The organism is Ulvibacterium sp., from assembly GCF_028285715.1.
In the GTDB taxonomy this organism is placed as follows: Bacteria; Bacteroidota; Bacteroidia; order Flavobacteriales; family Flavobacteriaceae; genus Ulvibacterium.
The window spans coordinates 31,724-53,212 of the sequence record NZ_JANQOO010000023.1; the positions used below are offsets into that span (position 1 = coordinate 31,724).

23 protein-coding genes are annotated in these 21,489 nt (G+C 41.8%); 12 read left to right on the forward strand and 11 right to left on the reverse strand.

The annotated features are described in order from the left end of the window. Window position 1: 1 nt before the first annotated feature. On the forward strand, window positions 2-304 hold the full coding sequence (locus Q0993_RS16380) for a hypothetical protein (RefSeq protein ID WP_299535065.1): 303 nt from the start codon (window positions 2-4) through the stop codon (window positions 302-304). Here the strand turns inward: Q0993_RS16380 and Q0993_RS16385 are convergent. Both Q0993_RS16385 and Q0993_RS16390 read right to left on the reverse strand, forming a co-directional pair. Continuing rightward, window positions 301-1,485, reverse strand: a complete 1,185-nt coding sequence (locus tag Q0993_RS16385; protein WP_299535067.1) for a pyridoxal phosphate-dependent aminotransferase — start codon at window positions 1,483-1,485, stop codon at window positions 301-303. The two genes, Q0993_RS16380 and Q0993_RS16385, sit on opposite strands and share 4 nt — an antisense overlap. A 13-nt stretch (window positions 1,486-1,498) precedes the next feature. Further along, a complete protein-coding gene (locus Q0993_RS16390; protein WP_299535069.1) occupies window positions 1,499-2,602 on the reverse strand; it encodes an acyl-CoA desaturase in 1,104 nt (367 codons plus the stop codon). Window positions 2,603-2,719: 117 nt separating this feature from the next. Here Q0993_RS16390 and rsmG point away from each other — a divergent pair, with 117 nt between their 5' ends. Beyond that, entirely contained in the window at window positions 2,720-3,355 is a 636-nt protein-coding gene (gene rsmG / locus Q0993_RS16395) for a 16S rRNA (guanine(527)-N(7))-methyltransferase RsmG (RefSeq protein WP_299535071.1), read from the forward strand. Between the two features lie 388 nt (window positions 3,356-3,743). On the opposite strand, the gene Q0993_RS16400 is transcribed toward rsmG, so the two are convergent. The 6 genes from Q0993_RS16400 to Q0993_RS16425 all read right to left on the reverse strand — a co-directional run bounded on the left by Q0993_RS16400 (window position 3,744) and on the right by Q0993_RS16425 (window position 9,371). Then, window positions 3,744-4,121, reverse strand: a complete 378-nt coding sequence (locus Q0993_RS16400) for a hypothetical protein (protein ID WP_299535073.1) — start codon at window positions 4,119-4,121, stop codon at window positions 3,744-3,746. 107 nt (window positions 4,122-4,228) lie between these two features. Next, window positions 4,229-4,741, reverse strand: a complete 513-nt coding sequence (locus Q0993_RS16405; protein WP_299535075.1) for a DinB family protein — start codon at window positions 4,739-4,741, stop codon at window positions 4,229-4,231. A gap of 122 nt (window positions 4,742-4,863) precedes the next feature. Continuing rightward, window positions 4,864-6,492 (reverse strand): L-glutamate gamma-semialdehyde dehydrogenase, encoded by a 1,629-nt coding sequence (gene pruA, locus Q0993_RS16410; protein ID WP_299535078.1) that lies wholly within the window; start codon window positions 6,490-6,492, stop codon window positions 4,864-4,866. An 86-nt stretch (window positions 6,493-6,578) separates the two neighbouring features. Beyond that, window positions 6,579-6,965 carry a Co2+/Mg2+ efflux protein ApaG gene (apaG, locus tag Q0993_RS16415; RefSeq protein ID WP_299535080.1) on the reverse strand — a complete coding sequence of 129 codons (387 nt, stop codon included), beginning with the start codon at window positions 6,963-6,965 and terminating at the stop codon, window positions 6,579-6,581. 6 nt (window positions 6,966-6,971) lie between these two features. Further along, entirely contained in the window at window positions 6,972-8,096 is a 1,125-nt protein-coding gene (locus tag Q0993_RS16420; protein WP_299535082.1) for a DUF3667 domain-containing protein, read from the reverse strand. 30 nt (window positions 8,097-8,126) lie between these two features. After that, window positions 8,127-9,371: a DUF5103 domain-containing protein gene (locus tag Q0993_RS16425; protein WP_299535084.1), complete on the reverse strand. Its 1,245-nt coding sequence runs from the start codon at window positions 9,369-9,371 to the stop codon at window positions 8,127-8,129. A gap of 152 nt (window positions 9,372-9,523) precedes the next feature. On the opposite strand from Q0993_RS16425, the gene Q0993_RS16430 reads away from it, so the two are divergent. From Q0993_RS16430 to Q0993_RS16475, 10 genes are all read left to right on the forward strand, one after another. Further along, entirely contained in the window at window positions 9,524-10,876 is a 1,353-nt protein-coding gene (locus tag Q0993_RS16430) for a Na(+)-translocating NADH-quinone reductase subunit A (RefSeq protein WP_299535086.1), read from the forward strand. A gap of 3 nt (window positions 10,877-10,879) precedes the next feature. Continuing rightward, the gene (locus tag Q0993_RS16435; protein ID WP_299535088.1) at window positions 10,880-12,169 is read left to right on the forward strand and encodes an NADH:ubiquinone reductase (Na(+)-transporting) subunit B; all 1,290 of its coding nucleotides are present in this window, start codon (window positions 10,880-10,882) and stop codon (window positions 12,167-12,169) included. Between the two features lie 2 nt (window positions 12,170-12,171). Continuing rightward, on the forward strand, window positions 12,172-12,921 hold the full coding sequence (locus Q0993_RS16440) for a Na(+)-translocating NADH-quinone reductase subunit C (RefSeq protein WP_299535089.1): 750 nt from the start codon (window positions 12,172-12,174) through the stop codon (window positions 12,919-12,921). Window positions 12,922-12,923: 2 nt separating this feature from the next. Continuing rightward, on the forward strand, window positions 12,924-13,571 hold the full coding sequence (locus Q0993_RS16445) for an NADH:ubiquinone reductase (Na(+)-transporting) subunit D (protein ID WP_299535090.1): 648 nt from the start codon (window positions 12,924-12,926) through the stop codon (window positions 13,569-13,571). Between the two features lie 23 nt (window positions 13,572-13,594). After that, entirely contained in the window at window positions 13,595-14,341 is a 747-nt protein-coding gene (gene nqrE / locus Q0993_RS16450) for an NADH:ubiquinone reductase (Na(+)-transporting) subunit E (RefSeq protein WP_299535092.1), read from the forward strand. After that, entirely contained in the window at window positions 14,338-15,645 is a 1,308-nt protein-coding gene (gene nqrF / locus Q0993_RS16455) for an NADH:ubiquinone reductase (Na(+)-transporting) subunit F (protein WP_299535093.1), read from the forward strand. The genes nqrE and nqrF overlap by 4 nt, the downstream gene beginning before the upstream one ends. 73 nt (window positions 15,646-15,718) lie before the next feature. After that, the gene (locus Q0993_RS16460) at window positions 15,719-16,087 is read left to right on the forward strand and encodes a Na(+)-translocating NADH-quinone reductase subunit F (RefSeq protein ID WP_299535094.1); all 369 of its coding nucleotides are present in this window, start codon (window positions 15,719-15,721) and stop codon (window positions 16,085-16,087) included. Beyond that, complete coding sequence (locus tag Q0993_RS16465; protein WP_299535096.1) at window positions 16,056-17,099, forward strand: FAD:protein FMN transferase; 1,044 nt, start codon at window positions 16,056-16,058, stop codon at window positions 17,097-17,099. The genes Q0993_RS16460 and Q0993_RS16465 overlap by 32 nt, the downstream gene beginning before the upstream one ends. 528 nt (window positions 17,100-17,627) lie before the next feature. Further along, window positions 17,628-18,260, forward strand: a complete 633-nt coding sequence (locus Q0993_RS16470; RefSeq protein ID WP_299535097.1) for an AraC family transcriptional regulator — start codon at window positions 17,628-17,630, stop codon at window positions 18,258-18,260. 100 nt (window positions 18,261-18,360) lie between these two features. After that, window positions 18,361-19,440: a TlpA disulfide reductase family protein gene (locus Q0993_RS16475; protein ID WP_299535098.1), complete on the forward strand. Its 1,080-nt coding sequence runs from the start codon at window positions 18,361-18,363 to the stop codon at window positions 19,438-19,440. Window positions 19,441-19,475: 35 nt separating this feature from the next. Here the strand turns inward: Q0993_RS16475 and Q0993_RS16480 are convergent, their stop codons facing one another. The 3 genes from Q0993_RS16480 to map are packed head-to-tail and all read right to left on the reverse strand — an operon-like array spanning window position 19,476 to window position 21,473. Next, a complete protein-coding gene (locus Q0993_RS16480; RefSeq protein ID WP_299535099.1) occupies window positions 19,476-20,240 on the reverse strand; it encodes a class I SAM-dependent methyltransferase in 765 nt (254 codons plus the stop codon). Between the two features lie 25 nt (window positions 20,241-20,265). Further along, the gene (locus Q0993_RS16485) at window positions 20,266-20,640 is read right to left on the reverse strand and encodes a GxxExxY protein (protein ID WP_299535100.1); all 375 of its coding nucleotides are present in this window, start codon (window positions 20,638-20,640) and stop codon (window positions 20,266-20,268) included. A 17-nt stretch (window positions 20,641-20,657) separates the two neighbouring features. Continuing rightward, complete coding sequence (gene map / locus Q0993_RS16490; RefSeq protein ID WP_299535101.1) at window positions 20,658-21,473, reverse strand: type I methionyl aminopeptidase; 816 nt, start codon at window positions 21,471-21,473, stop codon at window positions 20,658-20,660. Window positions 21,474-21,489: the final 16 nt, after the last annotated feature.

Below are 21,489 nucleotides of genomic sequence, written 5' to 3' on the forward strand. Positions count from 1 at the left end.
TATGGCCTATTACGTAATCACAAGAACAATCTTTGAAGATCACGCATCCAAGGATGATGTTCTTAACATGTCCAAGGAATCCGCCAAGATTTTCAGAAAACAACCTGGATTGATTGAAATGAAATCATTCATAGCGGAGAACGAAACCCATTTGTCCACCTATCTGGTATGGGAAGACCAACAATCCCATTTGGCCTGTATGGAAAGCAAGGACTTTGATGAGGTAACCGTACAATGGACCGCCTTTATGAAGGAAGGTAAAATCAAATTTGAGCTGGAGACCTACCAGCTTGTTGAGCACTAAACTACCGACTTGATTCGTCTTACTGCTTCCCGAATCTCATCCTCGGATGCGGCGTAAGAAATACGGATACAATTGGGGTTGCCAAAAGCTTGGCCTGTGACGGTAGCAACATTGGCATGTTCCAATAGATATAGGGCAAAGTCCGAAGCATTGTTGATTTCGGTCCCGTTAAGGGTCTTTCCGAAAAAGCTGGAAATGTCCGGGAATACGTAAAAGGCGCCTTCAGGTACGTTGAGGTTAAAACCGTTGATTTCCCCTAAAAGTCCCAGAATAAGGTCGCGTCGTTCATGAAACTTATCGATCATAAACTGGATTTTGCTTATCGGTGCTTCCAATGCCGTAATTGTAGCGCGTTGTGCAATGGCATTGGCCCCACTGGTATTCTGCCCTTGAAACTTGGTACAGGCCTTGGCAATCCAATCCGCTGCACCAATGTAACCAATACGCCATCCCGTCATGGCAAAGGCCTTGGACACCCCGTTTACGGTAATGGTGCGATCGTACATCCCTTCAATTCCTGCTATGCTAACATGTCCTCCACGAAAATTGATGTGTTCATATATTTCATCGGAGACTACGTAAATATTGGGGTGGTTTCGCAATACCGCGGCTAATCCTTCCAATTCTTCCAGACTGTAGACGGAACCACTGGGGTTGCATGGTGAACTAAACCATAACATTTTGGTCTTAGGGGTAATGGCCGCTTCCAATTGTGCAGCGGTCATTTTAAAGTCCGTTTCAATACTTGTAGGCACTTCAACGGGAACTCCCTCGGCCAGTTTCACGATATCACTGTAGCTTACCCAATACGGTGCCGGAAGTATTACCTCATCGCCCTTGTTCAGCATACACATGGCCACATTGGCCAAGGATTGCTTGGCCCCGGTGGAAACCACAATTTGGTTCAACCCATATTCCAGGTTGTTATCCCGTTTAAACTTATTGGAGATGGCCTGTTTTAAATCGGCATACCCATCCACCGGAGAATAACTGCTGTAGTTTTCGTCTATGGCTTTTTTGGCGGCTTCCTTAATGAAATCAGGGATGTTAAAATCCGGCTCTCCCAGACTTAGACCTATAATATCTTTTCCTTCATTTCGTAGTTCCCGAGCCTTTGCCGCCATAGCCAACGTGGCCGAAGTAGACATGCTGTTAATTCTTTCGGATAAATGGTTGCTCATTTGCGATGTGGATTTACTGGTACTGTAAAGCGGGCCTTTTGCCCAATTCCTTTAAATGTTTGAAGTGCGAAATTATAGCTTTTCTGGTAGTTTTGTACTCGTTGTAGGGCAAATTAAATTCCTTTGCCGTTTGTTTCACAATTTTGGAAATTTTTGTGTAATGTATATGGCTGATATTCGGAAAAATGTGATGTTCTACCTGATGGTTCAACCCTCCTGTGAACCAGTTCACGATTTTGTTTTTCGTACCAAAATTCACCGTTGTGAAGAGTTGATGAATGGCCCAGGTGTTTTTCATATTTCCACCTTCATCGGGTAGGGGAGTCTCTGCCTCATCAACGATATGTGCCAATTGGAAAACCACACTTAAGATTACCCCTGCTACATAATGCATGATAAAGAAGCCCAAAAGTACTTTCCACCAGGCAATATCAATAAAAATAAGGGGCAGGACGATCCATATCGTAATATAGATGATTTTTGTTACCACCAAAGTGCTCCAGTTGATGACCGGATTCGGTAATTTACCATAACTGAGCTTGCGCTTCATGTAGCGGTACATTTGTTGAAAATCCGTAGTGATTGCCCAATTAAAAGTCAACAAACCATATAAAAAGATAGAGTAGAAATGCTGAAATTTATGATGCTTTCGCCATGCGGAATGTCTCGAAAACCGTAAAATACGTCCGGCATCCATATCCTCGTCATGGTCCTGGATATTGGTATAGGTATGATGGAGCACATTATGCTGTACCTGCCAGTTGTATACGTTCCCGGCAAGGATGTAGATACTGCTTCCCATTAATTTATTGACCCACTTTTTTCGGGAATAGGAGCCATGGTTACCATCGTGCATAACATTCATCCCAACTCCGGCCATCCCAACTCCCATTACAATGGTCAATAGCAGATTGGCCCAATTGGGCAATCCTAAGGTTAGGATCAAAAAGTAAGGGGTAAGGAATAAGGCGAACATAATGACCGTTTTTAGGTGTAATTGCCAATTACCGGTCTTCTTTATTTTGTTTTCCACGAAGTAATCATTGACGCGCTTATTTAATGTTCGAAAAAATTGGGCAGGGTCTTTTCTTGAAAATCGAATGGTTTTTTGGTCCATGTATTGCAATCTTTTGATAAATATAACGTAATTCCAAGTTTAAATAGGCTATCCACCAAATAAAAGGAATTCTAACAGTGTCTAATATACTATTTTTGACAAAATGCAAAGGTAAGTATGACCGCTGAAATAGTATTCAAATATTTTCCCAATTTATCCGAGACCCAACAACAACGGTTTTTGTTGTTGGAAGAGCTTTATAAGGATTGGAACATGAAAATAAATGTAGTCTCAAGAAAGGACATTGATGAATTGTATTTGAGGCATGTATTACATTCTTTGGGCATTGCCAAGGTTCAGGAATTTAACAATGCCAGCTCTGTTTTGGATGTGGGCACGGGCGGCGGTTTTCCAGGAATTCCCCTGGCCATTCTTTTTCCCGAGGTTCATTTTACTTTAGTGGATTCAATCGGTAAAAAAATAAAGGTGGTTCGGGAGGTCGCGGAAGGTTTGGAGTTGAAAAATGTTGTGGCGGTAAACGAGCGTGTCGAGAATTTGGAGGAACGGTTTGATTTTATTGTGAGCCGTGCAGTTGCGGCCATGCCTACCTTTGTGCATTGGGTAAAGGGAAAAATTAAAAAAGAATCCGTACACGAAAGGCGAAACGGAATATTATACCTTAAGGGGGGTGAACTTGATGAAGAACTAAAGGGATATAACACAGCCCGAATTTTTGAGTTGACCGATTATTTTGACGAGGTATTTTTTGAGACTAAAAAGGTGGTGTATTTGCCTCAAAAGTTTAAAGGTTGATTATAGGCTCAATATCCTATAGAAGGAATTTCTGTACTTTTTCGCGTAACTCTTTATGTAATCCCAAATACCTTGAAACATTGGGGAAGATGTTTGGTTTTTGGTTGTATGTTGGTGTTTTCTTGGCAAATTATTCGTTGATTAAGAGGTACTAAATTAGTTAAGATACATTTAATTTACAATTAATTAACGTTAAATTTACATATAAATTGTGCACAATTAAGACCTAAGCGGTTATCCTGGACAATTCCATGGAGTAAAGTTTGTTAGGATTTGTTTTAGGAGGTGTCCGTACAGTCCTTACATCCGATGCCAGTTAAGGTCTCCTTGCTTCGAGGGCCATTTATCAAAAAAAATGCTTAAAAGCCTCATGTGTATGGGCTTGTGATTAGAATCCTGGCTCACAGACGAAAAGGGCAGGTCTCCAAATTATAATCTGGTTTTCCAAATCGTCAAGGGAAATCGGACGCCCTGAAGTGCCATTTATCATTTCACCATTACAGTTAAAGATGGGAATGGCCTTATCGATCAATGGGTTGCAGTCCCAGTATACGAATATAGGCTGCCCTTCATATTCGCCTTGGGTAATGTAGCAGTATTTGGTGTCCTCGGTAACATTGGCTTCTCGTTCATCTATTTCCATCCTGAGCCAGGACAATTCTTTGGCGGGATTATCCACTCCACAAGCTGGTCTTATCACATCATCGTCATTTGAACAAGATAGGAGTACAAATAGTACAAAAAATATAGGTGAAGCTATTTTCATGGAATATCATTCTCTCGAATATAGATGCCCTCTAAAAAAATGGTTGCGCAAAAAACCTCCAGAAGTAGCACCTCTGGAGGTTAAATAAGGAATTGCTCCGTTTTATGTTATTTGCTCCAAGGCGGCGTTACGTCATTGGATCGGGCATAGGCGATCAATTGCCCTTTGTGCTCCCCATTGTGCTCCAGGATAATCAAAAGGCCGGATAGTCGACTGAATTTGCCGAAGCCAAAATCTACTTCCTCGCCGAGTTTGTCGCTCTCCACCATGGTCATTTTTTCAAGAATAAACTCGTTCGATTTTTTCAGGGCGGCCAAAACATTTTCCTTTCCCTTGATTTTTTCAATATTCATCATATCGACATCTTCAGGAGGAGGAAAGCCAAGTTTGGAGGCCAAAAAATAGTTGGCCCCGGCAATATGCAAAAGGGATTCTCCTACGGAGCGAATGCCTTCAGAGGGCCGCCAATCGTATTGTTCCTCGGAAAAGGCTTCGGCAAGTGATATCACCTGCCCTTGGTTGTAAGTAAGCATTCCCTTAATAGTGCTTTGTACCATAGTATCCTGGGCATAGGTTACAACCGCCGTCAGGAACATGGCAAATACGGTGAATTTTTTCATTTTCTCGGTGTTTACGTTATTAAAAATTATTCGCTAGATACAGTAGATAACTATATAGCTTACAAGGTATTAAAAACGAATCACTATTTTCCGGAAAATTTGGAAATTCTATACTACACCATCTAGCCCAAGAAGGGGTATCTATAATCCTCCGGACTCACAAAGGTCTCCTTGATCAATCGCGGTGATACCCAACGCAATAGATTCTGGGCGGAACCTGCCTTATCATTGGTTCCGGATGCACGTGCCCCACCAAAAGGTTGTTGGCCCACTACTGCGCCTGTTGGCTTGTCATTGATGTAAAAGTTTCCGGCACAATTTTGAAGGGCTTTGGTGGCCTCATCTATGGCGTACCGATCAGTGGCCAAAACGGCCCCGGTCAATGCGTACTCTGAGGTGGAATCAACGAGTTCCAGCGTTTTGTCCCAATCATCGTCCTCATAGATATATACGGTAACCACTGGTCCGAACAATTCGGTTTCCATAGTCGTATAATGGGGGTCTGTGGTTAAGATTACCGTAGGTTCCACAAAGTAACCTTTGGATTTGTCGTATCCGCCGCCTGCAATAATTTCGGCTTCCGTGTCCTTTTTGGCTTCATCAATGTATTTGGCCAGCTTATCAAAGGAGCCTTCATGGATGACTGCAGTAATGAAGTTTGACATATCTTCCGGTGAACCAGGGGGATTAAAGGATTCGATATCTTTTTTTACCAGGTCCAATACCGCTTTTGAGGTAGATTTTGGTAAATATACCCGTGAGGCCGCACTACACTTTTGCCCTTGGAACTCGAATGCCCCCCTTGAGATAGCGGTGGCTACCTGCTCCGGTTTAGCAGTGGAGTGGGCGATAATAAAGTCTTTTCCTCCCGTTTCGCCAACAATTCTTGGATAGGTTTTATAGGTATGGATATTGTTTCCAATTTTTTTCCAAAGTTCCTTGAAGACGTGGGTGGAGCCCGTAAAATGGATACCCGCAAAATCGGCGCTTTCCAAAATGGTATCGGTAATCATTACAGGATCTCCGTAGACCATATTGATGACCCCATCCGGAAGTCCGGCCTCTTTAAAGACATCCATAATCACCTTTGCCGAAAATATTTGATGATCGCTAGGTTTCCAGACCACTACATTGCCCATCATGGCGGCACTGGCAGGCAGATTTCCGGCAATTGCCGTAAAGTTGAAAGGGGTAATGGCATACACGAAACCTTCCAAAGGGCGATATTCGACCCGGTTCCAAATACCTTCTGCCGAATCGGGTTGCTCTTCATATATCTGGGACATGTATTCCACATTAAATCGAAGGAAATCTATCAGCTCACAAGCCGAATCTATTTCAGCCTGATGAATGGTCTTGGATTGGGCAATCATTGTGGCGGCATTTATCTTTGCCCTATAAGGTCCTGCAATAAGCTCGGCAGCCTTTAAAAAAATAGCGGCACGTTGTTCCCAAACCAGATCGGCCCAAGCTGTTCTGGCCTCCAGACAATTTTTGATGGCCTTTTCCACATGCTGTTTTTCAGCCAGATGATAGTTGCCGACAATATGCCCATGGTCATGGGGCGGGGACATAGGCCTGGTGTTTCCGGTCTTTACCTCTTCACTTCCTATATAAAGTGGGACCTCCGTTGTTCCCTTAAAATAAGCCCGGTACTGTTGTAGCACTTTTTCCCTTTCCGGAGTGCCCGGAGCGTAACTTTTTATCGGCTCGTTGAGAGCGGTCGGTACTTGAAAAAACCCCTTGCCCATAATGCTATTTTTTAGGTGTTAAAAATCGCAGCAAAGGTACTAAATGGGAATTCGATTAAAAACTAATATTGACTTAAAAATACCGTTCAATTTAGCGCAAAGGGCGCATGGAACTTAAAGGTGGGAATGTATACCCTAAACTTCTCCGTAGAAGTAAAATTTATCATGTTATAATGGCCTTTCATGGCCCCAATGGGAGAGGCCAAAAGACAACCGGAATTATAGGTGTGGGATTCGCCGGGTCTTATTACGGGTTTCTTGCCGATAACCCCTTCGCCATCCAGGATTTCCAGATCGTTCAGGGCATCATATATCTGCCAATGGCGGGAAGTCAGTTGAACGGAATCCTTGCTTTGGTTCTCTATGGTGATGGTATAGCCAAAAGCAAAATGCATTTTGTAGTTTTTGAAGAAAGTACCTTCAAAACTGGTGTGTACCGAAATCTTTATTCCCTTGGTTACTTGAGTAATCATAATTGTCTAGTATGTAAAAATGTTTCCCGCAAGGAGAAACACTACACCGAACAGTGCTAAAATAAAAAAAATCGCGTTCAGAAAAAGATATTTAACAATAGTTTTAAAGGTGCCTTGTTGATAGAATTTCCGCATGGCCTGCAGCAGATATATGGAAAATACGGTGATAAAAATCCAATTACTGCTAACGTTGAATATAGAATCTATCAAATAGCTAATAATGAGCAATATAAACAACAGTGAAGTATTGTGAAAGCTAAAGATCAGATGATCGGTATAAGTGTATTTTTTCCTGATGTAAACCAACCCAATGAACAATGTGAACACGGGAAGAAAGAAAAAAACCGCAAAGGGTAATTTGGAAATCAAGGAACTGATAAAGCTTCCCGGTCGTCTTGAGGCCCTTACAAAACCTGCGGCTGCACCAAAGGAAATCTTGTTTTCGAAGGACTCGGGAATTTGATATTTCCCCATGGCATCTTTAAGGGTAAACACCGTATCTTTTCGGATTAATGCATTGAAAAATTCTGCCTTGGTATAAAAACGATCGCTAAAATCTAGACTATCTAGGGATGCAAAATGGGAACGGGGATTTTCCATTATCAATGAATCCCTATAATTAACTACGCGATCCAACTGTTCTGAAATTCCTATGGAATCCAAAACCTGCATTGCCTCTTCCCTATTCTCGTCCCCAACATCTAGCTCTATGTCAAACGGACCTTGAAAATCAACCGGACTAGCTGGTTTGTCTACCCCGTATTTATCCAATTCCGAAAAATTTCCACTAAAATTTTGAATCAAAAAATAGATAATGGCAAGGCTCAATAAAAATCGGAAAGGATTGGTATAGGACATCCTTTTTCCATCCACATAATCCCTGGTAATTTTGCCAGGCCTAATTAATAGAGCGGATAGTGTTTTTAGAAGTTTGGAATCATAGGACAGCATATTGGAAAAAAACTCCTCAAAAAAATCCTTGATCGTTAATTTTTTAGTGCTGTTGGCCTGCGAACAGTTTGGGCAATACTTATCACTGAGGTCCAATGGATGCCCACAGTTTAGGCATTGGGTACCTCGATATTTAAGTCGGTACCTACCTCTGGAAGTGATGGCCGGCTTGTTCTTCATAATAAGCTTGGAATGAAGAATAAATATACGCTAATTACTGATAGTGCGAGAGTTTGTGGAACCCACACCAATAATACTATCGTAGAGATCACCAAAATTTCGATAGTAGACCAAAATTAGATAAGTATTTTCGGTAAAGTGAAAGTTGCCACAAACGGTGTTTAGGTCGATAATTTCGTCCTGCCGTTTAAGAACATATTTGTAGTTGTAAAATCCCTGCTTAAACTTAATCTCCGCCTCCATCATTCCATTATCCTCATTATACGTCATTTTGTTCTCCTCCAATAGGGCATAATTGTTGTATTTGCCGAAAATATATACTTCATCCAATTCCAAAACGGCATCGTAGGGAAGGCTAAAATGTACATTGGTATACTCCGCCTCACGAGAATTCTCGGTACCCTGAAGTGTACGAACGACAAAATCCCCATTAATGTCCGGAAAATAGGTATAGGGTTCGGCAAAGCGATAATCATCACTGAACAAGTAATGCTGATAAATATCTCCAATTTCTATTCTCGATATTTGAGCGCTGGGCGCCCTTAGATCGCTAGTATCAAAATTGAGAAACTCGTTTCCACCAAAAAAACTGGTTTCCTGATCATACTTGTAAACAAGTTCGTTTCCTATCGTAAATTGTGGCCGGATATTGTACAATGCTGTCGGCCAGTAGTAATTTTGAACAATGGCTATTTTTACTTCTTTTTTTGGATTTATCAATTGAAAACTACCAGAATTGATATTGAATTGGACCACTTGTTTCTCGTTAAGGAAATTGAAGTCACGAGAGCGTTTAACGGTCCCTCCAACTTTTACCAAATCTTTATAGACTACAAACCTTCTGGAAAATTGAAGCTCGTAACTGCTGTTATAGATTTCTATAAGATAATTGCCGCTCACTTTTAAGCGTACATTTTCATTGGGTATGGTAAGCCGATAATTGGAGTAGGGCTGTAGGGTAGTGTAGCTATTTTCGTAATCTATTATACGTTGATTGTCCACCCCATTGAGGTATTGCGATTTCAAGAGATCGGATGGGGTCCAATCGTAATCACAGTGAATGATCTTATAATAATAATCCTGTTCTATCGCGAGAATATCATCAAATTCCAAATAGATGGGTTCGCCAATTTTGACCACGGGAAATTGATCTTCCGTAGGTCCTTTAAAAATGATGGACTTAATGTTTGATGGCGGTTCCACTTCTTCCTGGACCTGGGCAAACAGGGAAGACACAAAAAAAAACAAGAAAATCTGTTTAAGATTTACGTGCATTTAGAGGCTATTTTTTGGGCAAAGGTAAACAAAAAGCGTGCCCTTGAAATTAACATCGTTGTAATGCCCAAATTTATAGGCAATTATTATGAAAACTTTCTTTTAAATACTATTTTTGACCCTAATTTTGCAAACCTAAGCTTTACTATAACATGTCTAAAGACATTCGGATCAAGAAAGGCTTGAACATTAATCTTGTCGGTGCCGCAGAGCAAACTATTTCCAAAGCCGTTTTAAGCAATGTTTACGCACTAAACCTCGACGATTTTCACGGTATTACGCCCAAAATGTTGGTAAAGGAGAAGGCCGAAATTAAGGCCGGTGAGGCGCTCTTCTACAATAAAAACAGGGAGGACATGTTGTTCGTTTCCCCTGTTAGCGGGGAACTCATAGAGATAGAACGGGGTGCCCGTAGGCGTATTTTAACCTTGAAGATACTTGCGGATAAGGCACAACAAAACCTGAAGCAGGAGATTTTGGATATTTCCAGTGCCTCTTCCCAAGAGCTAAAAACTTATCTTCTAAGAGGAGGTTGTTGGCCTTTTATAAAGCAGCGGCCCTATGATATTATTGCCGATCCGGATACCGTTCCCAAGGCAATCTTTGTTTCAGGGTATACCACGGCGCCATTGGCGGCAGATTATGATTTCATATTACAGGGAAAGGAAAAGGAACTACAAGCGGCCATAACGGCCCTGGGCAAGATGACCCCTGGAAAGATTCATGTTTCGGTGGGCAAATCCTCCCACTCATCTTTGGCAGGACTGGACGGGATAGAATTGCATAGGGTTTCCGGGCCACACCCGGCTGGACTGGTCGGGACACAGATCAATAAGGTGGATCCAATAAACAAAGGCGAAGTCGTTTGGACAGTTACACCGCAGGACCTTGTAATTATTGGTGAATTGTTGTTGACAGGTATTTTTAACCCGGAACGTACAGCTGCCTTGGCGGGCTCATGTGTTAAGGCTCCCAAATATTATAAAACCAAAATAGGTGCCGAGATATCCACTTTTTTATATGCCAGCGGCGTAAATTCCGATGATTTCAGGCTCATTAATGGAGATGTACTTACCGGTACCAAAACGCAGCCCGATGGGTACCTTGGTTTTTACAATACAACAGTAACGGCCATCCCCGAAGGTGATGATTATGAGTTTTTTGGTTGGAACAAACCTATCTTCAATAAAATATCGGCTACTAGGGCCTTGACATTTTCGTGGATGCAGCCCAATAAGAAATACGACCTTACCACCAATACCAATGGGGAGCACAGGGCTTTTGTGGTAACGGGCATGTATGAAAAGGTGTTTCCCCTTGATATCTATCCGCTTCAGCTGTTAAAGGCCTGTATGGTCAAAGATCTGGACGAAATGGAACAATTGGGATTGTATGAGGTAGCACCGGAAGATTTTTCCTTGACTGAATTTGTTTGCATTTCAAAACAGCCGCATCAACAGATTATACGTGAAGGTTTGGATTTGTTACATAAAGAAATAGGATAAAATATGAGTGATAAAAGATTGACTCTTAAGAAAAGACTACATATTTTAAAGCATAGGTTCAGGGGCAAGAAAATGGCCCCGGCCTTCAATGCATTTCATACATTTTTGTTCGCACCTGATGAAACAACGCATTCCGGATCTCATATCCGAGCGGCGGACGACCTAAAGCGTACCATGAATACGGTCATCATGGCTTTGGTTCCCATATTGGTTTTCTCCATGTTCAATGCGGGCTATCAACACTTTGCTGCCATTGACGCAGCCAACGGGGTAGCTAGGGAGTTGTCCCTATTGGACAATTTTTTTACCTGGGAAAACTTGTGGATAGGAATAACCCAAGTGTTGCCTTTGGTTATTGTTTCTTATGGCGTAGGGCTGATTATTGAGTTTATTTTTGCCGTTATAAAAGGACATGAAGTAGAGGAAGGGTACTTGGTTACCGGAATGCTGGTTCCCCTCATAGTTCCAGTGGATACACCATTATGGATGTTGGCCGTTGCCGTTGCCTTCGGGGTGGTAATCGGTAAAGAAGTTTTTGGTGGAACAGGCATGAATATCCTCAATCCCGCTCTTACTATAAGGGCGTTTTTATTTTTTGCATATCCCACTTGGATGAGTGGTGACAAGGTTTGGGTACATGGAGCCGTGGAACGTGCCGGAGGACCCGATGCCATTTCAGGCGAGACTATTTTGGGCTATCTGGCTCAGAACAAGGGAGCGGAAATGTCCGCTACATATGATATTTGGGACATGTTTTGGGGATTTATCCCGGGTTCCGTTGGGGAAACCTCTACCTTTTTGATATTGTTGGGAGGCTTGTTCCTTATTTTCAGTAAAATAGCTAGCTGGCGTATCATGGTCAGTGCCGTGGTAGGTTCCTTGGTCATGGGATTGATATTTAATGGAGTTGTGGATGCGGGATGGATTACAGAGACCAGCAATTTTTATGGACTTATGAGCTTCGAATTCTGGAAACATCTTATAGTAGGGGGATTGGCTTTCGGTATTGTTTATATGGCTACGGATCCCGTCACGGGATCGCAGACCAACCGTGGTAAATGGATTTATGGATTCCTTATTGGATTCCTCTCCGTAATGATACGAGTGTTCAATCCTGCATATCCTGAAGGTGTCTTCTTGGCCATATTGCTGATGAACGTCTTTGCGCCTACCATAGATCACTATGTAATACGCGGCAACGTAGCACGGCGATTGAAACGGTTGAAGAATGCTACCATTTTTCCAAAGGATTCGGATAGTAAAGAAGAGGAACTAAAAGTTGAAACCGTATAATTATGGCCATTAATACCGAGAAAAATACATATACCGTAATTTTTGCCTGCATCATGGTAGTGGTAGTTGGTTCTATCCTGGCCTTTTTGGCATCTTCCCTTAGTGATAAAATAAAGGAAAACGAACGTTTTGAAAAACAACAGAATATCCTTTATGCCATGGGGGTAAATGAAAATCAGGACGAAGGAAGTGTAAATTTTATACCGACCGACAAGGTAGAGGGCGAGTTTTCCAATTACATAAAGGAACAATTGGTGATTGAGGGAGACCAAATTACCGAGGATGATGAGGCCTATCTTATTGATATGAAAAAGCAGCTTGCCGAAATGAAGAATGGCACAACCCCAAGATTGCCCATGTTGATAGGTGAAAAGGAAGGAAAAAGGTATTATATCATTCCGTTGTATGGCAAGGGGCTTTGGGGACCTATCTGGGGCTTTGCCGCTTTGGATGATCAAATGGTGGTGCAAGGGGTGTACTTTGATCATCAGTCGGAAACCCCTGGACTGGGAGCCAATATTAAGCAACGCTATTTCATGGACGACTTCACCGGAGAATCCATTCTAAAGGGCACCCAATATGCCGGGATTGCCGTTGCCAAGGGAAACAATGATCCGTTGAATACTACAAAGGACGATAATGAAGTGGATGCACTGGCCGGAGCCACGATTACCGGTAATGGGGTTTCCGCTATGATAAGCCAAAGTGTAAACCTTTACAAGGGTTATTTAGAAACGATAAGAGCAAAATAATTATGGCCTTACTTACAAAAAAAGACGCTAGTCTCATATTAGACCCCCTCGCGGACAATAATCCAATTACCATTCAGGTTTTGGGTATTTGTTCGGCATTGGCGATTACTGCAGAATTGAAGGCATCCGTGGTTATGGCCATATCGGTAATTTTCGTATTAGGGGTGGGTAATGTGGTCATTTCACTAATGCGGAATGTCATCCCCTCAAAAATTCGGATCATTGTCCAGTTAATCGTTGTGGCTACTTTGGTGATTATTGTCGATCAAGTCCTCAAGGCCTTTGCCTACGAGCTGAGCAAGACCCTTTCCGTATTCGTCGGATTGATAATTACCAACTGTATTATTATGGGGCGTTTTGAAGCATTTGCACTTGGAAACGGTCCATGGAAGTCATTTTTGGATGGTATCGGCAATGCCTTGGGATATGGTGTAATCCTTATTATTGTAGGGTTTTTTAGGGAGTTGTTGGGTTCTGGTACATTATTCGGATATAAAGTTTTGGGTGATCCTGTTAATATGACCGGACTGTATTCAACGGGATATGAGAACAATGGTTTTATGATTATCCCACCAGCGGCATTAATTGTCGTGGGCATCATCATTTGGGTTCAGCGATCACGTAATACCGCATTGATCGAAGATAATTAGGAAAATAGTTAAAAAAGGAAATTATGTTGGAGCATATTGAGCTGTTTTTTAAATCCATTTTCATAGATAATATGGTTTTTGCCGTGTTCTTGGGAATGTGTTCGTATTTGGCGGTTTCCAAAAAGGTTGCCACAGCCGTGGGCTTGGGAGCTGCAGTTATTTTTGTCTTGGCTGTTACGGTTCCCTTGAATTGGCTTTTGGACCAGTATTTGTTAAGGGATGGGGCCTTGGTTTGGTTGGGTCCGGAGTATGCGGATTATAACTTAAGCTTTTTATCCTTTATCCTTTTTATTGCCACTATAGCGACTATGGTTCAATTAGTGGAAATCGTGGTCGAAAAATTCTCACCCGCACTGTATAATTCATTGGGCATATTTTTACCCTTGATTGCTGTTAATTGTGCCATTTTGGGAGGGTCCCTTTTTATGCAATCCAGAGAAATTGCGACATTGGGATTGGCTGTAAATTATGGTATAAGTTCTGGCATTGGTTGGTTCTTGGCTATTTTGGCCATTGCGGCCATACGGGAGAAAATTCGATACTCCAACGTTCCTCCTCCACTACGTGGACTGGGCATTACGTTTATAATCACGGGACTCATGGGTATCGGTTTCCAAAGTTTTGGAGGCATGTTGACAGGAGGTGATGATGCCGCCGCTCCGGAAGAGGAAACCACAGTACAAAAAATTGAGAAAGAAGAAAAAGAGATTAAAAAGGAAATCGATGAAAAAGAGATTTCCTATAACGACGCCGTAAAAGAATACAAATGATTTTAGCTACAAGTGTTGGAGGAACCATATTAATTACCGTAGTAGCATTTTTGGTCCTATTACTTTTGTTAGTGGCCCTGCTATTGTTCACCAAGGAAAAATTATCTCCCTCCGGTCCGGTTACCATTACGATAAATGGTGAAAAGCAGATAGAAGTGGCTTCTGGCAGTTCTTTGTTGTCCACATTGGGAAATCAAAAAGTATTTTTACCCTCTGCCTGTGGAGGAGGGGGAACTTGTATCCAATGCGAGTGCCACGTGCTTTCCGGGGGAGGTGAAGCCCTACCCACGGAGACGCCCCATTTTTCCAAACGTGAATTGAACGAGGGAGCTCGCTTGGCCTGTCAGGTGAAGGTAAAACAGGATATGGAAATCAAGATTCCGGAAGAGGTCTTCGGTATCAAAAAATGGGATGCTACGGTAGTTCGAAACTACAACGTAGCCTCCTTTATCAAGGAATTTGTGGTGGAAATCCCGGAAGATATGAATTATAAGGCGGGAGGGTACATACAAATAGAAATTCCACCATGTGAAATAAAGTATTCCGATATAGATATCACTGCCCATCCCGAAGAACACGAAACACCGGATAAATTCCAGACAGAATGGGATAAATTCAACCTTTGGCCCCTTGTTATGAAAAACACCGAAACGGTGGAAAGGGCCTACTCCATGGCCTCTTACCCTGCGGAAGGTAGGGAAATCATGTTGAACGTTCGTATTGCGACCCCGCCATGGGATCGCTCCAAGAATGGATGGATGGATGTAAATCCAGGTATCGCCTCATCCTATATCTTTGCCCAAAAGCCGGGTGATAAAGTAGTTATTTCAGGACCCTATGGCGAATTTTTTATCAATGAATCGGAATCAGAAATGCTATATGTAGGGGGCGGGGCTGGAATGGCACCGATGCGCTCCCATTTGTATCATCTATTCAAGACCATGAAAACAGGAAGAAAGGTTACCTTCTGGTATGGTGGGCGATCCAAAAGGGAATTGTTCTATTTAGAGCATTTTAGGGAATTGGAAAGGGAATTCCCAAATTTCAAGTTTTATATGGCACTCTCCGAGCCTTTGGAAGAGGATAATTGGAAGGTTAAGGAAAGTCTGGATGGCCCGGGAGATGGTTTTGTTGGTTTTATCCACAATTGCGTGATAGACAATTATTTGAATGACCATGAGGCTCCAGAAGATATAGAACTTTACTTTTGTGGCCCTCCTTTGATGAACAAGGCCGTTCAGAAAATGGGCGAGGATTTCGGTATTCCCGACGAGCATATCCGTTTTGACGACTTCGGTGGGTAACGGCGAATATGAAAGAATTTTTTGGCCTGATCTGTTTCTACCGGTCAGGCTTTTTTTGATGTAAGTTTTAGCTATGGGCAAACCATTGACCGAACAAGAACTGCATAATCTGGCCATGAACATCGTGGGCAGGCAATTGGAATCGGATGGTTATGAGTTTATGGGGGTAAATAGCAAGCCTAAAAAAAACCCCCAATTTGTTTGTCTTAAGGAGAAGCAATTACACTTTATCGTTGTCCGAAATGTGGATTACCCCAACAACCCCAAGGACTATGACACAAAACTGATGCACAAGGTAAAGACGCATGCCGAGAAGTTTGAGGCACGTACCTATTACGCCGGAGTAGGGCTTTCCAATGCGAGCGATCAAAAATTACCGGTGTTTTTAAATGAAGCCTATATAGTGGACTATGACGGACTTATTGAAATTCATGATGAATAGGCTCGGTTTTTTCTTGATATCCGCCATTTTTGTGTTTTCCTGTTCCCCGGAGGGCTCCAAATTAGTACGTAACGGAAGTGCTGGAGGTGCTTTGGGGACCTCGTATAGCATTATTTATCTGTCCAAGGAAGAACAGGATTTCCAAAAAGAGATCGACTCCGTATTCGATGCAGTCAATAAATCCTTGTCCACCTATCTCCCGGATTCGGATATATCCAAAATCAATGGGGGGGATACCACTGTTGTGGTGGACAAAATGTTTAAGGAAGTATTTGAGCTTTCTAAAAAGGTATACCGTAATACGGATGGCTACTTTGATCCTACCGTGGGAGTTCTGGTCAACGCCTGGGGATTTGGTCCGAGCCCCTCCATGAAGATGGATAGTACTGCGGTGGATAGTCTTCTGACCTTAGTAGGATTTGAAAAGGTAAATTTGACCAAATCCAATCGAATCAAAAAGACGGATTCCAATATCTATTTGGATTTTAATGCGATTGCCAAAGGATATGCTATTGATCGATTGGCGGTATTTTTGGACGAAAAGGAAATATCCGACTACCTCATTGAAGTAGGTGGAGAACTTGTTGGAAAAGGAGAAAACCGAATAAAGGGAAAACCATGGGTAGTAGGAATCGATGATCCCCAAATTGAAGAAGGAAGGCGCCTTAAAATTCTGATGCAATTAAAGGACAGGGCTCTGGCTTCCTCAGGAAACTACAGAAAGTTTCGAATAGATTCCGTTACGGGAAAAAAATACGTCCATACAATAGACCCCAAGTCCGGATTCACAAAGAACGGAAATACCTTGGGAACCACGGTGTTGGCAAATACCTGTGGGGAAGCGGATGCCTACGCTACCGCCTTTATGGCTATGGACCTTCAGGATGTGCTTCATTTCCTAGATACAACGCATGAACTTGATGCTTACATCGTTTACTTGAATGAAACGGGGGAAGCCCAGGAATTTATGACTCCCGGTTTCAAGGACTTAGTATTGGACCCCAATGGGTAAAGTGTGAAAACACTTGGTGTTTTCAATTATATGGAAGCCCCTTTGTATATTTAGCCTGCATCAATCTTTTTACTTCGGCTATTCGGCATGTTTTCCTTTACCAATGTAATTCATATCATCATCATTTTCCAAGGTACTTTGCTTGCTATTTACATTTTGCTTTCAAACAATAAAAAAAGCAAGGGAGATCTTCTTTTGGCAACAATAATAGGGACCCTTACCCTGCAGGTTTTGGGCCTTTTCCTTGCAAATAGGGGCATCGCCAGTGATTTCTTTCAAAGTGTTAATTGTGCGTATGGCTTTTTGTACGGACCGTTACTGTTTTTTTACATCAGGTGTATTACCCAAAAACGATTTGTTTTTTCTAAGATATATTTCCTTCATTTTTTTCCTTTTCTACTCATTTGTCTTGGTATTTGGCTTACCAATGGGAATATATGCATTCCGGATATCTATATAGGTTATGTGGTGCATGTTCTTTTTTACATCTTTTTGTGCTTTATTCAGGTAAGGAGATATAAGCAGGTCATGAAGGCCAACTATTCGCAATTGGAATGGTTGAACGTAGGATGGCTACATGGGGTGTTTGTTATATTTTGTTTGATAGTTCTTACGGATATAGCACAATTTATCGCGTTCTTTCTGGGCTACAACACCTATTTATTGGAGAATGCCGTTTTTCTTTTGATGCTCGTAACCATTAATTTGCTTTATTTCTATGGATTTACTTCATCTCGAAAACCCTTTGGCTATAGCAAGGAAGATTTGTTGTTTACTACAGCCTTAACGTCACGCAAAAGAATCAATACCACGCTGGAAGAAAACAAACAGCTTATAGCCAAATTGGAAAATCATATGCTTACCCATGAGTCCTTCAAAAACTATGACTTGACGATTGCCGCCTTGGCCCAAGAGATCGACATACCCAAAAGAAGACTTTCCGAATTGATCAATGACCATTATGATCAGAATTTTGTGGACTTTATCAATACTTACCGAATCAATAGTGCCAAGGAAAGGTTTATGAGTCCCAAAAGCCGTACCGAAACTATCTTGGAAGTATTGTATGAAGTGGGATTCAATTCAAAATCATCATTCAATACAGCTTTTAAAAAAAAGACCGGAATTACACCTTCGGAATTTAAATCCAAATTCAAATAACATTTCTACCACCTTTTAAAAAGGGTTCGGATTCGCGTTTTCAGACGACTGGCGTTTGCCATCGACCTAATTTTGGCGGCAAACTTTAAATACATCAATTATGAAAACGATCAAGATTTTAGTGCTGATATGCATTTTTAGTAGTAGCTGTAGATCCCAACAAGGCCCGGAAATTACATTTTCCCTTGAGGTGGAATCAGATGAAATCAATTCCGTAACCATTTCCAAGTACGACTATGATTTGGAGAAAATGGTTGAATGGAAATCCTTGGATAACCTGGTTCCCGAAAAGACCTACCAAACAACGGATGAGTTTTTAGAACCATCTATCTATGCCCTAAAACCGAATGCGGGAAAAGGGATAAAAATAGCAGTTGAGCAAGGTGGAATGGTACATATCAAGATGGAGGATGGGATAGAACTGGAATCAAAGGTCGCCTCTAATCTGGATTTCAACAAGAGCATTGAAAATCTTAATAATCAGTTTTTTGCAGGGATGATTCAGGATTTTGACAAGGCCATGAAAGAAAACGATAAGCAAAAAATAGAAGAGCTTAAAAAAGAGAAGGATAAAGTTCTGGTGCAGTTTATAAAGTCCATGGAGAACCTGGTACGGAATATGGGGCCATCGGCCAAAGCCTACGATGCCCTGGGCTATTTTGATCTTACAAAGAACAACGATTTCTTCAAGGAGATGATGACAAGATTTGAAACGGAATATCCGTCCAGTGGAATGACCAAATCATTAAAAATGCGAATAGATAAGGCGGCTCAACTTGCTATCGGGAGCGAAATGGCAAATTTTAAGGCGTTAAATAAAGAAGGGGTCCCGGTAAATCTTTCGGACTATAAAGGAGGCTATGTGCTGGTGGATTTTTGGGCATCGTGGTGTAGGCCCTGCAGGGTGGAAAACCCAAAACTTGTAGAACTTTATATGAATCATAAGGGTGTAAAGTTTGAAATTATTGGGGTCAGTATAGATTCAAACCGTGACTTATGGGAGAAGGCCATTCAGAAAGATGGAATTGTTTGGAATCAAATCTTGGACAAAGAACAGGCCATTTTTAAACAGTATTTGTTATCATCGCTTCCAGCGAATTTTTTGCTGGATAAAGAGGGTAAGATCATCGCAAGAAATATGACCGCTGAAGAATTGAGAACCAAGCTTGAGACCCTCTAATAAGTTAGGACCAAGAAAGATTTTGGCCATGGGGGTCACTTCCTTACCAAGGGAATGATTTCCCCTTTGGCCAAACGATATCGTTCTATTTCCATATCGGTCAGGGATGCCGTAAAATCTATCTCGTCTACCATAAATCCCACGTTGCGCAATTTATCAAAGTAATCCCTCCCATAAATACGGACATGATCGTACTGTCCGAAAATTTCCGCGCGCTTCCTCCTATCGGTTATGGAATCATCCTCAAAAGTTTTTTCCCTTTTCAGGTCTTGGGGAATTTGGAAGATACCCCATCCTTTAGGCTTAAGAACCCGATAGAGTTCTTGCATAGCTCTGGTATCGTCCGGGATGTGTTCCAAGACATGGTTGCAGAGAATAACATCGAACGAATTGCTCTCAAAAGGTAAATTACAAATATCGGCCTTAACATCCGCCAAGGGTGAGTTGAGGTCCGTAGTAACATAATCCAGGTTTTTTAATTTTTGGAAACGTTTGTGAAACGCCTGCTCCGGGGCAAAATGCAATACGCTATATTCCTTGGAAAAGAAATCGGTTTTATTTTTCAGGAACAACCATAGCAGTCTATGACGCTCCAAGGACAAGGTGGATGGCGATAAAACATTTTCCCTAGGGTTTTCATAGCCATAGGGAAGAAAAGTCCTAAAGGACTTTTGATCTATGGGGTCAATATAAGAGCTGCCTTTCATAAAAAAGGCCAGTATAGGCCTAACCCAATAACTTAGTTGTATTAAAAGGGGCCTGGGCAAGGCGTTGAGAACGTATTTGAAAAGTTTTGACACGAATTACACGAATTGTCATTATTCTTTATAATACTACTCTTTTATAACTTAAACTATCTTCTCCAAAATTTATGAGCAATCCAAGTTTTAGTTTTGATGCAGCCAAATAGTTCGATGTTTGTTTTACGTGACTACTGGTTAGCTTCTCTATGGCTTTGAGTTCCAATATAATTTTGTTTTCAACTACATAATCGGCAAAATAATGACTCGACAAGATTTGTCCTTTGTAATCAATTTTGAATTTTACCTTCTTCTTATAGGGAACACCATTGGATTTTAGCTCAATTTCAAGAGTGGCACTGTATACAGCCTCGCTGAAGCCCTTGCCCAATTCGTTATGGACATCCATACAAAGGCCAATTATATAATAGGATTCATCTTTGTAAATGATGTTTGACATAACAGAAATTCGAGGGATTAGTGAAATTCATGTCTCCGAAATTCTGCCTCTTCATCACTTTGTATCCCCAAAGCCTCGTAGATATATTGATACGTAGACAACAATTCCGGCTTGCCGTTTATGAGGGCAACGTCATGCTCAAAATGGGCACTGGGTTTTCCATCTGCGGTCAAAATGGTCCATCCGTCGTTCAATTGTTTTATTCGGCGTGTACCCATATTGATCATGGGCTCTATGGCAACCACCATTCCCTCGACAAATTTTTTACCGCGTCCCCGTTTTCCGTAATTGGGCATTTCCGGGCTCTCGTGAAGTTTTCTTCCCAACCCGTGACCTACCAATTCCCGGACTACGCCGTATCCATGGCTTTCACAATAATTTTGAATGGCAAAACCCACATCACCAACTCGATTACCTAATCTAAACTCGCGAATGCCGATGTACAAGGACTCCTTGGTAACACGTAATAATTTTTGCGTTTCTATCGCGACCTCCCCAACTTCAAAGGTATAGGCATGGTCCCCGTAAAACCCGTTTTTAAGTGCCCCGCAGTCTACTGAAATAATATCGCCATCCTTCAAGGGGTCATTATTTGGGATGCCGTGCACCACTTGTGCGTTGGGACTCATGTTTAAGGTGTTGGGAAAGTCGTACATGCCTAGGAAACCCGGTTCTGCGTCATGGTCCCGGATAAATTCCTCGGCAAGCTTGTCCAAGTACAAAGAGGTGATACCTGGTTTTATTTCCCCGGCCAACATGCCCAGAGTTCTGGAGACAATCAACGCGCTTTCCCGCATTAATTCTATTTCTTCCGGTGTTTTTAGTATTACCATAGGCCGTAAAGGTAAA

Bases quoted from the DNA above. Each gene is read 5' to 3' on its own strand.
- Q0993_RS16485 (WP_299535100.1), bottom strand. From the start codon at position 20,640: ATGTCAAACATCATTTACAAAGATGAATCCTATTATATAATTGGCCTT.
- Q0993_RS16470 (WP_299535097.1), top strand. From the start codon at position 17,628: ATGAAGGCCAACTATTCGCAATTGGAATGGTTGAACGTAGGATGGCTA.
- Q0993_RS16430 (WP_299535086.1), top strand. From the start codon at position 9,524: ATGTCTAAAGACATTCGGATCAAGAAAGGCTTGAACATTAATCTTGTC.
- apaG (WP_299535080.1), bottom strand. From the start codon at position 6,965: ATGATTACTCAAGTAACCAAGGGAATAAAGATTTCGGTACACACCAGT.
- rsmG (WP_299535071.1), top strand. From the start codon at position 2,720: ATGACCGCTGAAATAGTATTCAAATATTTTCCCAATTTATCCGAGACC.
- pruA (WP_299535078.1), bottom strand. From the start codon at position 6,492: ATGGGCAAGGGGTTTTTTCAAGTACCGACCGCTCTCAACGAGCCGATA.
- Q0993_RS16460 (WP_299535094.1), top strand. From the start codon at position 15,719: ATGGGCAAACCATTGACCGAACAAGAACTGCATAATCTGGCCATGAAC.
- Q0993_RS16425 (WP_299535084.1), bottom strand. From the start codon at position 9,371: ATGCACGTAAATCTTAAACAGATTTTCTTGTTTTTTTTTGTGTCTTCC.
- Q0993_RS16465 (WP_299535096.1), top strand. From the start codon at position 16,056: ATGACGGACTTATTGAAATTCATGATGAATAGGCTCGGTTTTTTCTTG.
- Q0993_RS16380 (WP_299535065.1), top strand. From the start codon at position 2: ATGGCCTATTACGTAATCACAAGAACAATCTTTGAAGATCACGCATCC.
- Q0993_RS16435 (WP_299535088.1), top strand. From the start codon at position 10,880: ATGAGTGATAAAAGATTGACTCTTAAGAAAAGACTACATATTTTAAAG.
- map (WP_299535101.1), bottom strand. From the start codon at position 21,473: ATGGTAATACTAAAAACACCGGAAGAAATAGAATTAATGCGGGAAAGC.
- Q0993_RS16405 (WP_299535075.1), bottom strand. From the start codon at position 4,741: ATGAAAAAATTCACCGTATTTGCCATGTTCCTGACGGCGGTTGTAACC.
- Q0993_RS16475 (WP_299535098.1), top strand. From the start codon at position 18,361: ATGAAAACGATCAAGATTTTAGTGCTGATATGCATTTTTAGTAGTAGC.
- Q0993_RS16400 (WP_299535073.1), bottom strand. From the start codon at position 4,121: ATGAAAATAGCTTCACCTATATTTTTTGTACTATTTGTACTCCTATCT.
- Q0993_RS16440 (WP_299535089.1), top strand. From the start codon at position 12,172: ATGGCCATTAATACCGAGAAAAATACATATACCGTAATTTTTGCCTGC.
- Q0993_RS16385 (WP_299535067.1), bottom strand. From the start codon at position 1,485: ATGAGCAACCATTTATCCGAAAGAATTAACAGCATGTCTACTTCGGCC.
- nqrE (WP_299535092.1), top strand. From the start codon at position 13,595: ATGTTGGAGCATATTGAGCTGTTTTTTAAATCCATTTTCATAGATAAT.
- nqrF (WP_299535093.1), top strand. From the start codon at position 14,338: ATGATTTTAGCTACAAGTGTTGGAGGAACCATATTAATTACCGTAGTA.
- Q0993_RS16420 (WP_299535082.1), bottom strand. From the start codon at position 8,096: ATGAAGAACAAGCCGGCCATCACTTCCAGAGGTAGGTACCGACTTAAA.
- Q0993_RS16445 (WP_299535090.1), top strand. From the start codon at position 12,924: ATGGCCTTACTTACAAAAAAAGACGCTAGTCTCATATTAGACCCCCTC.
- Q0993_RS16390 (WP_299535069.1), bottom strand. From the start codon at position 2,602: ATGGACCAAAAAACCATTCGATTTTCAAGAAAAGACCCTGCCCAATTT.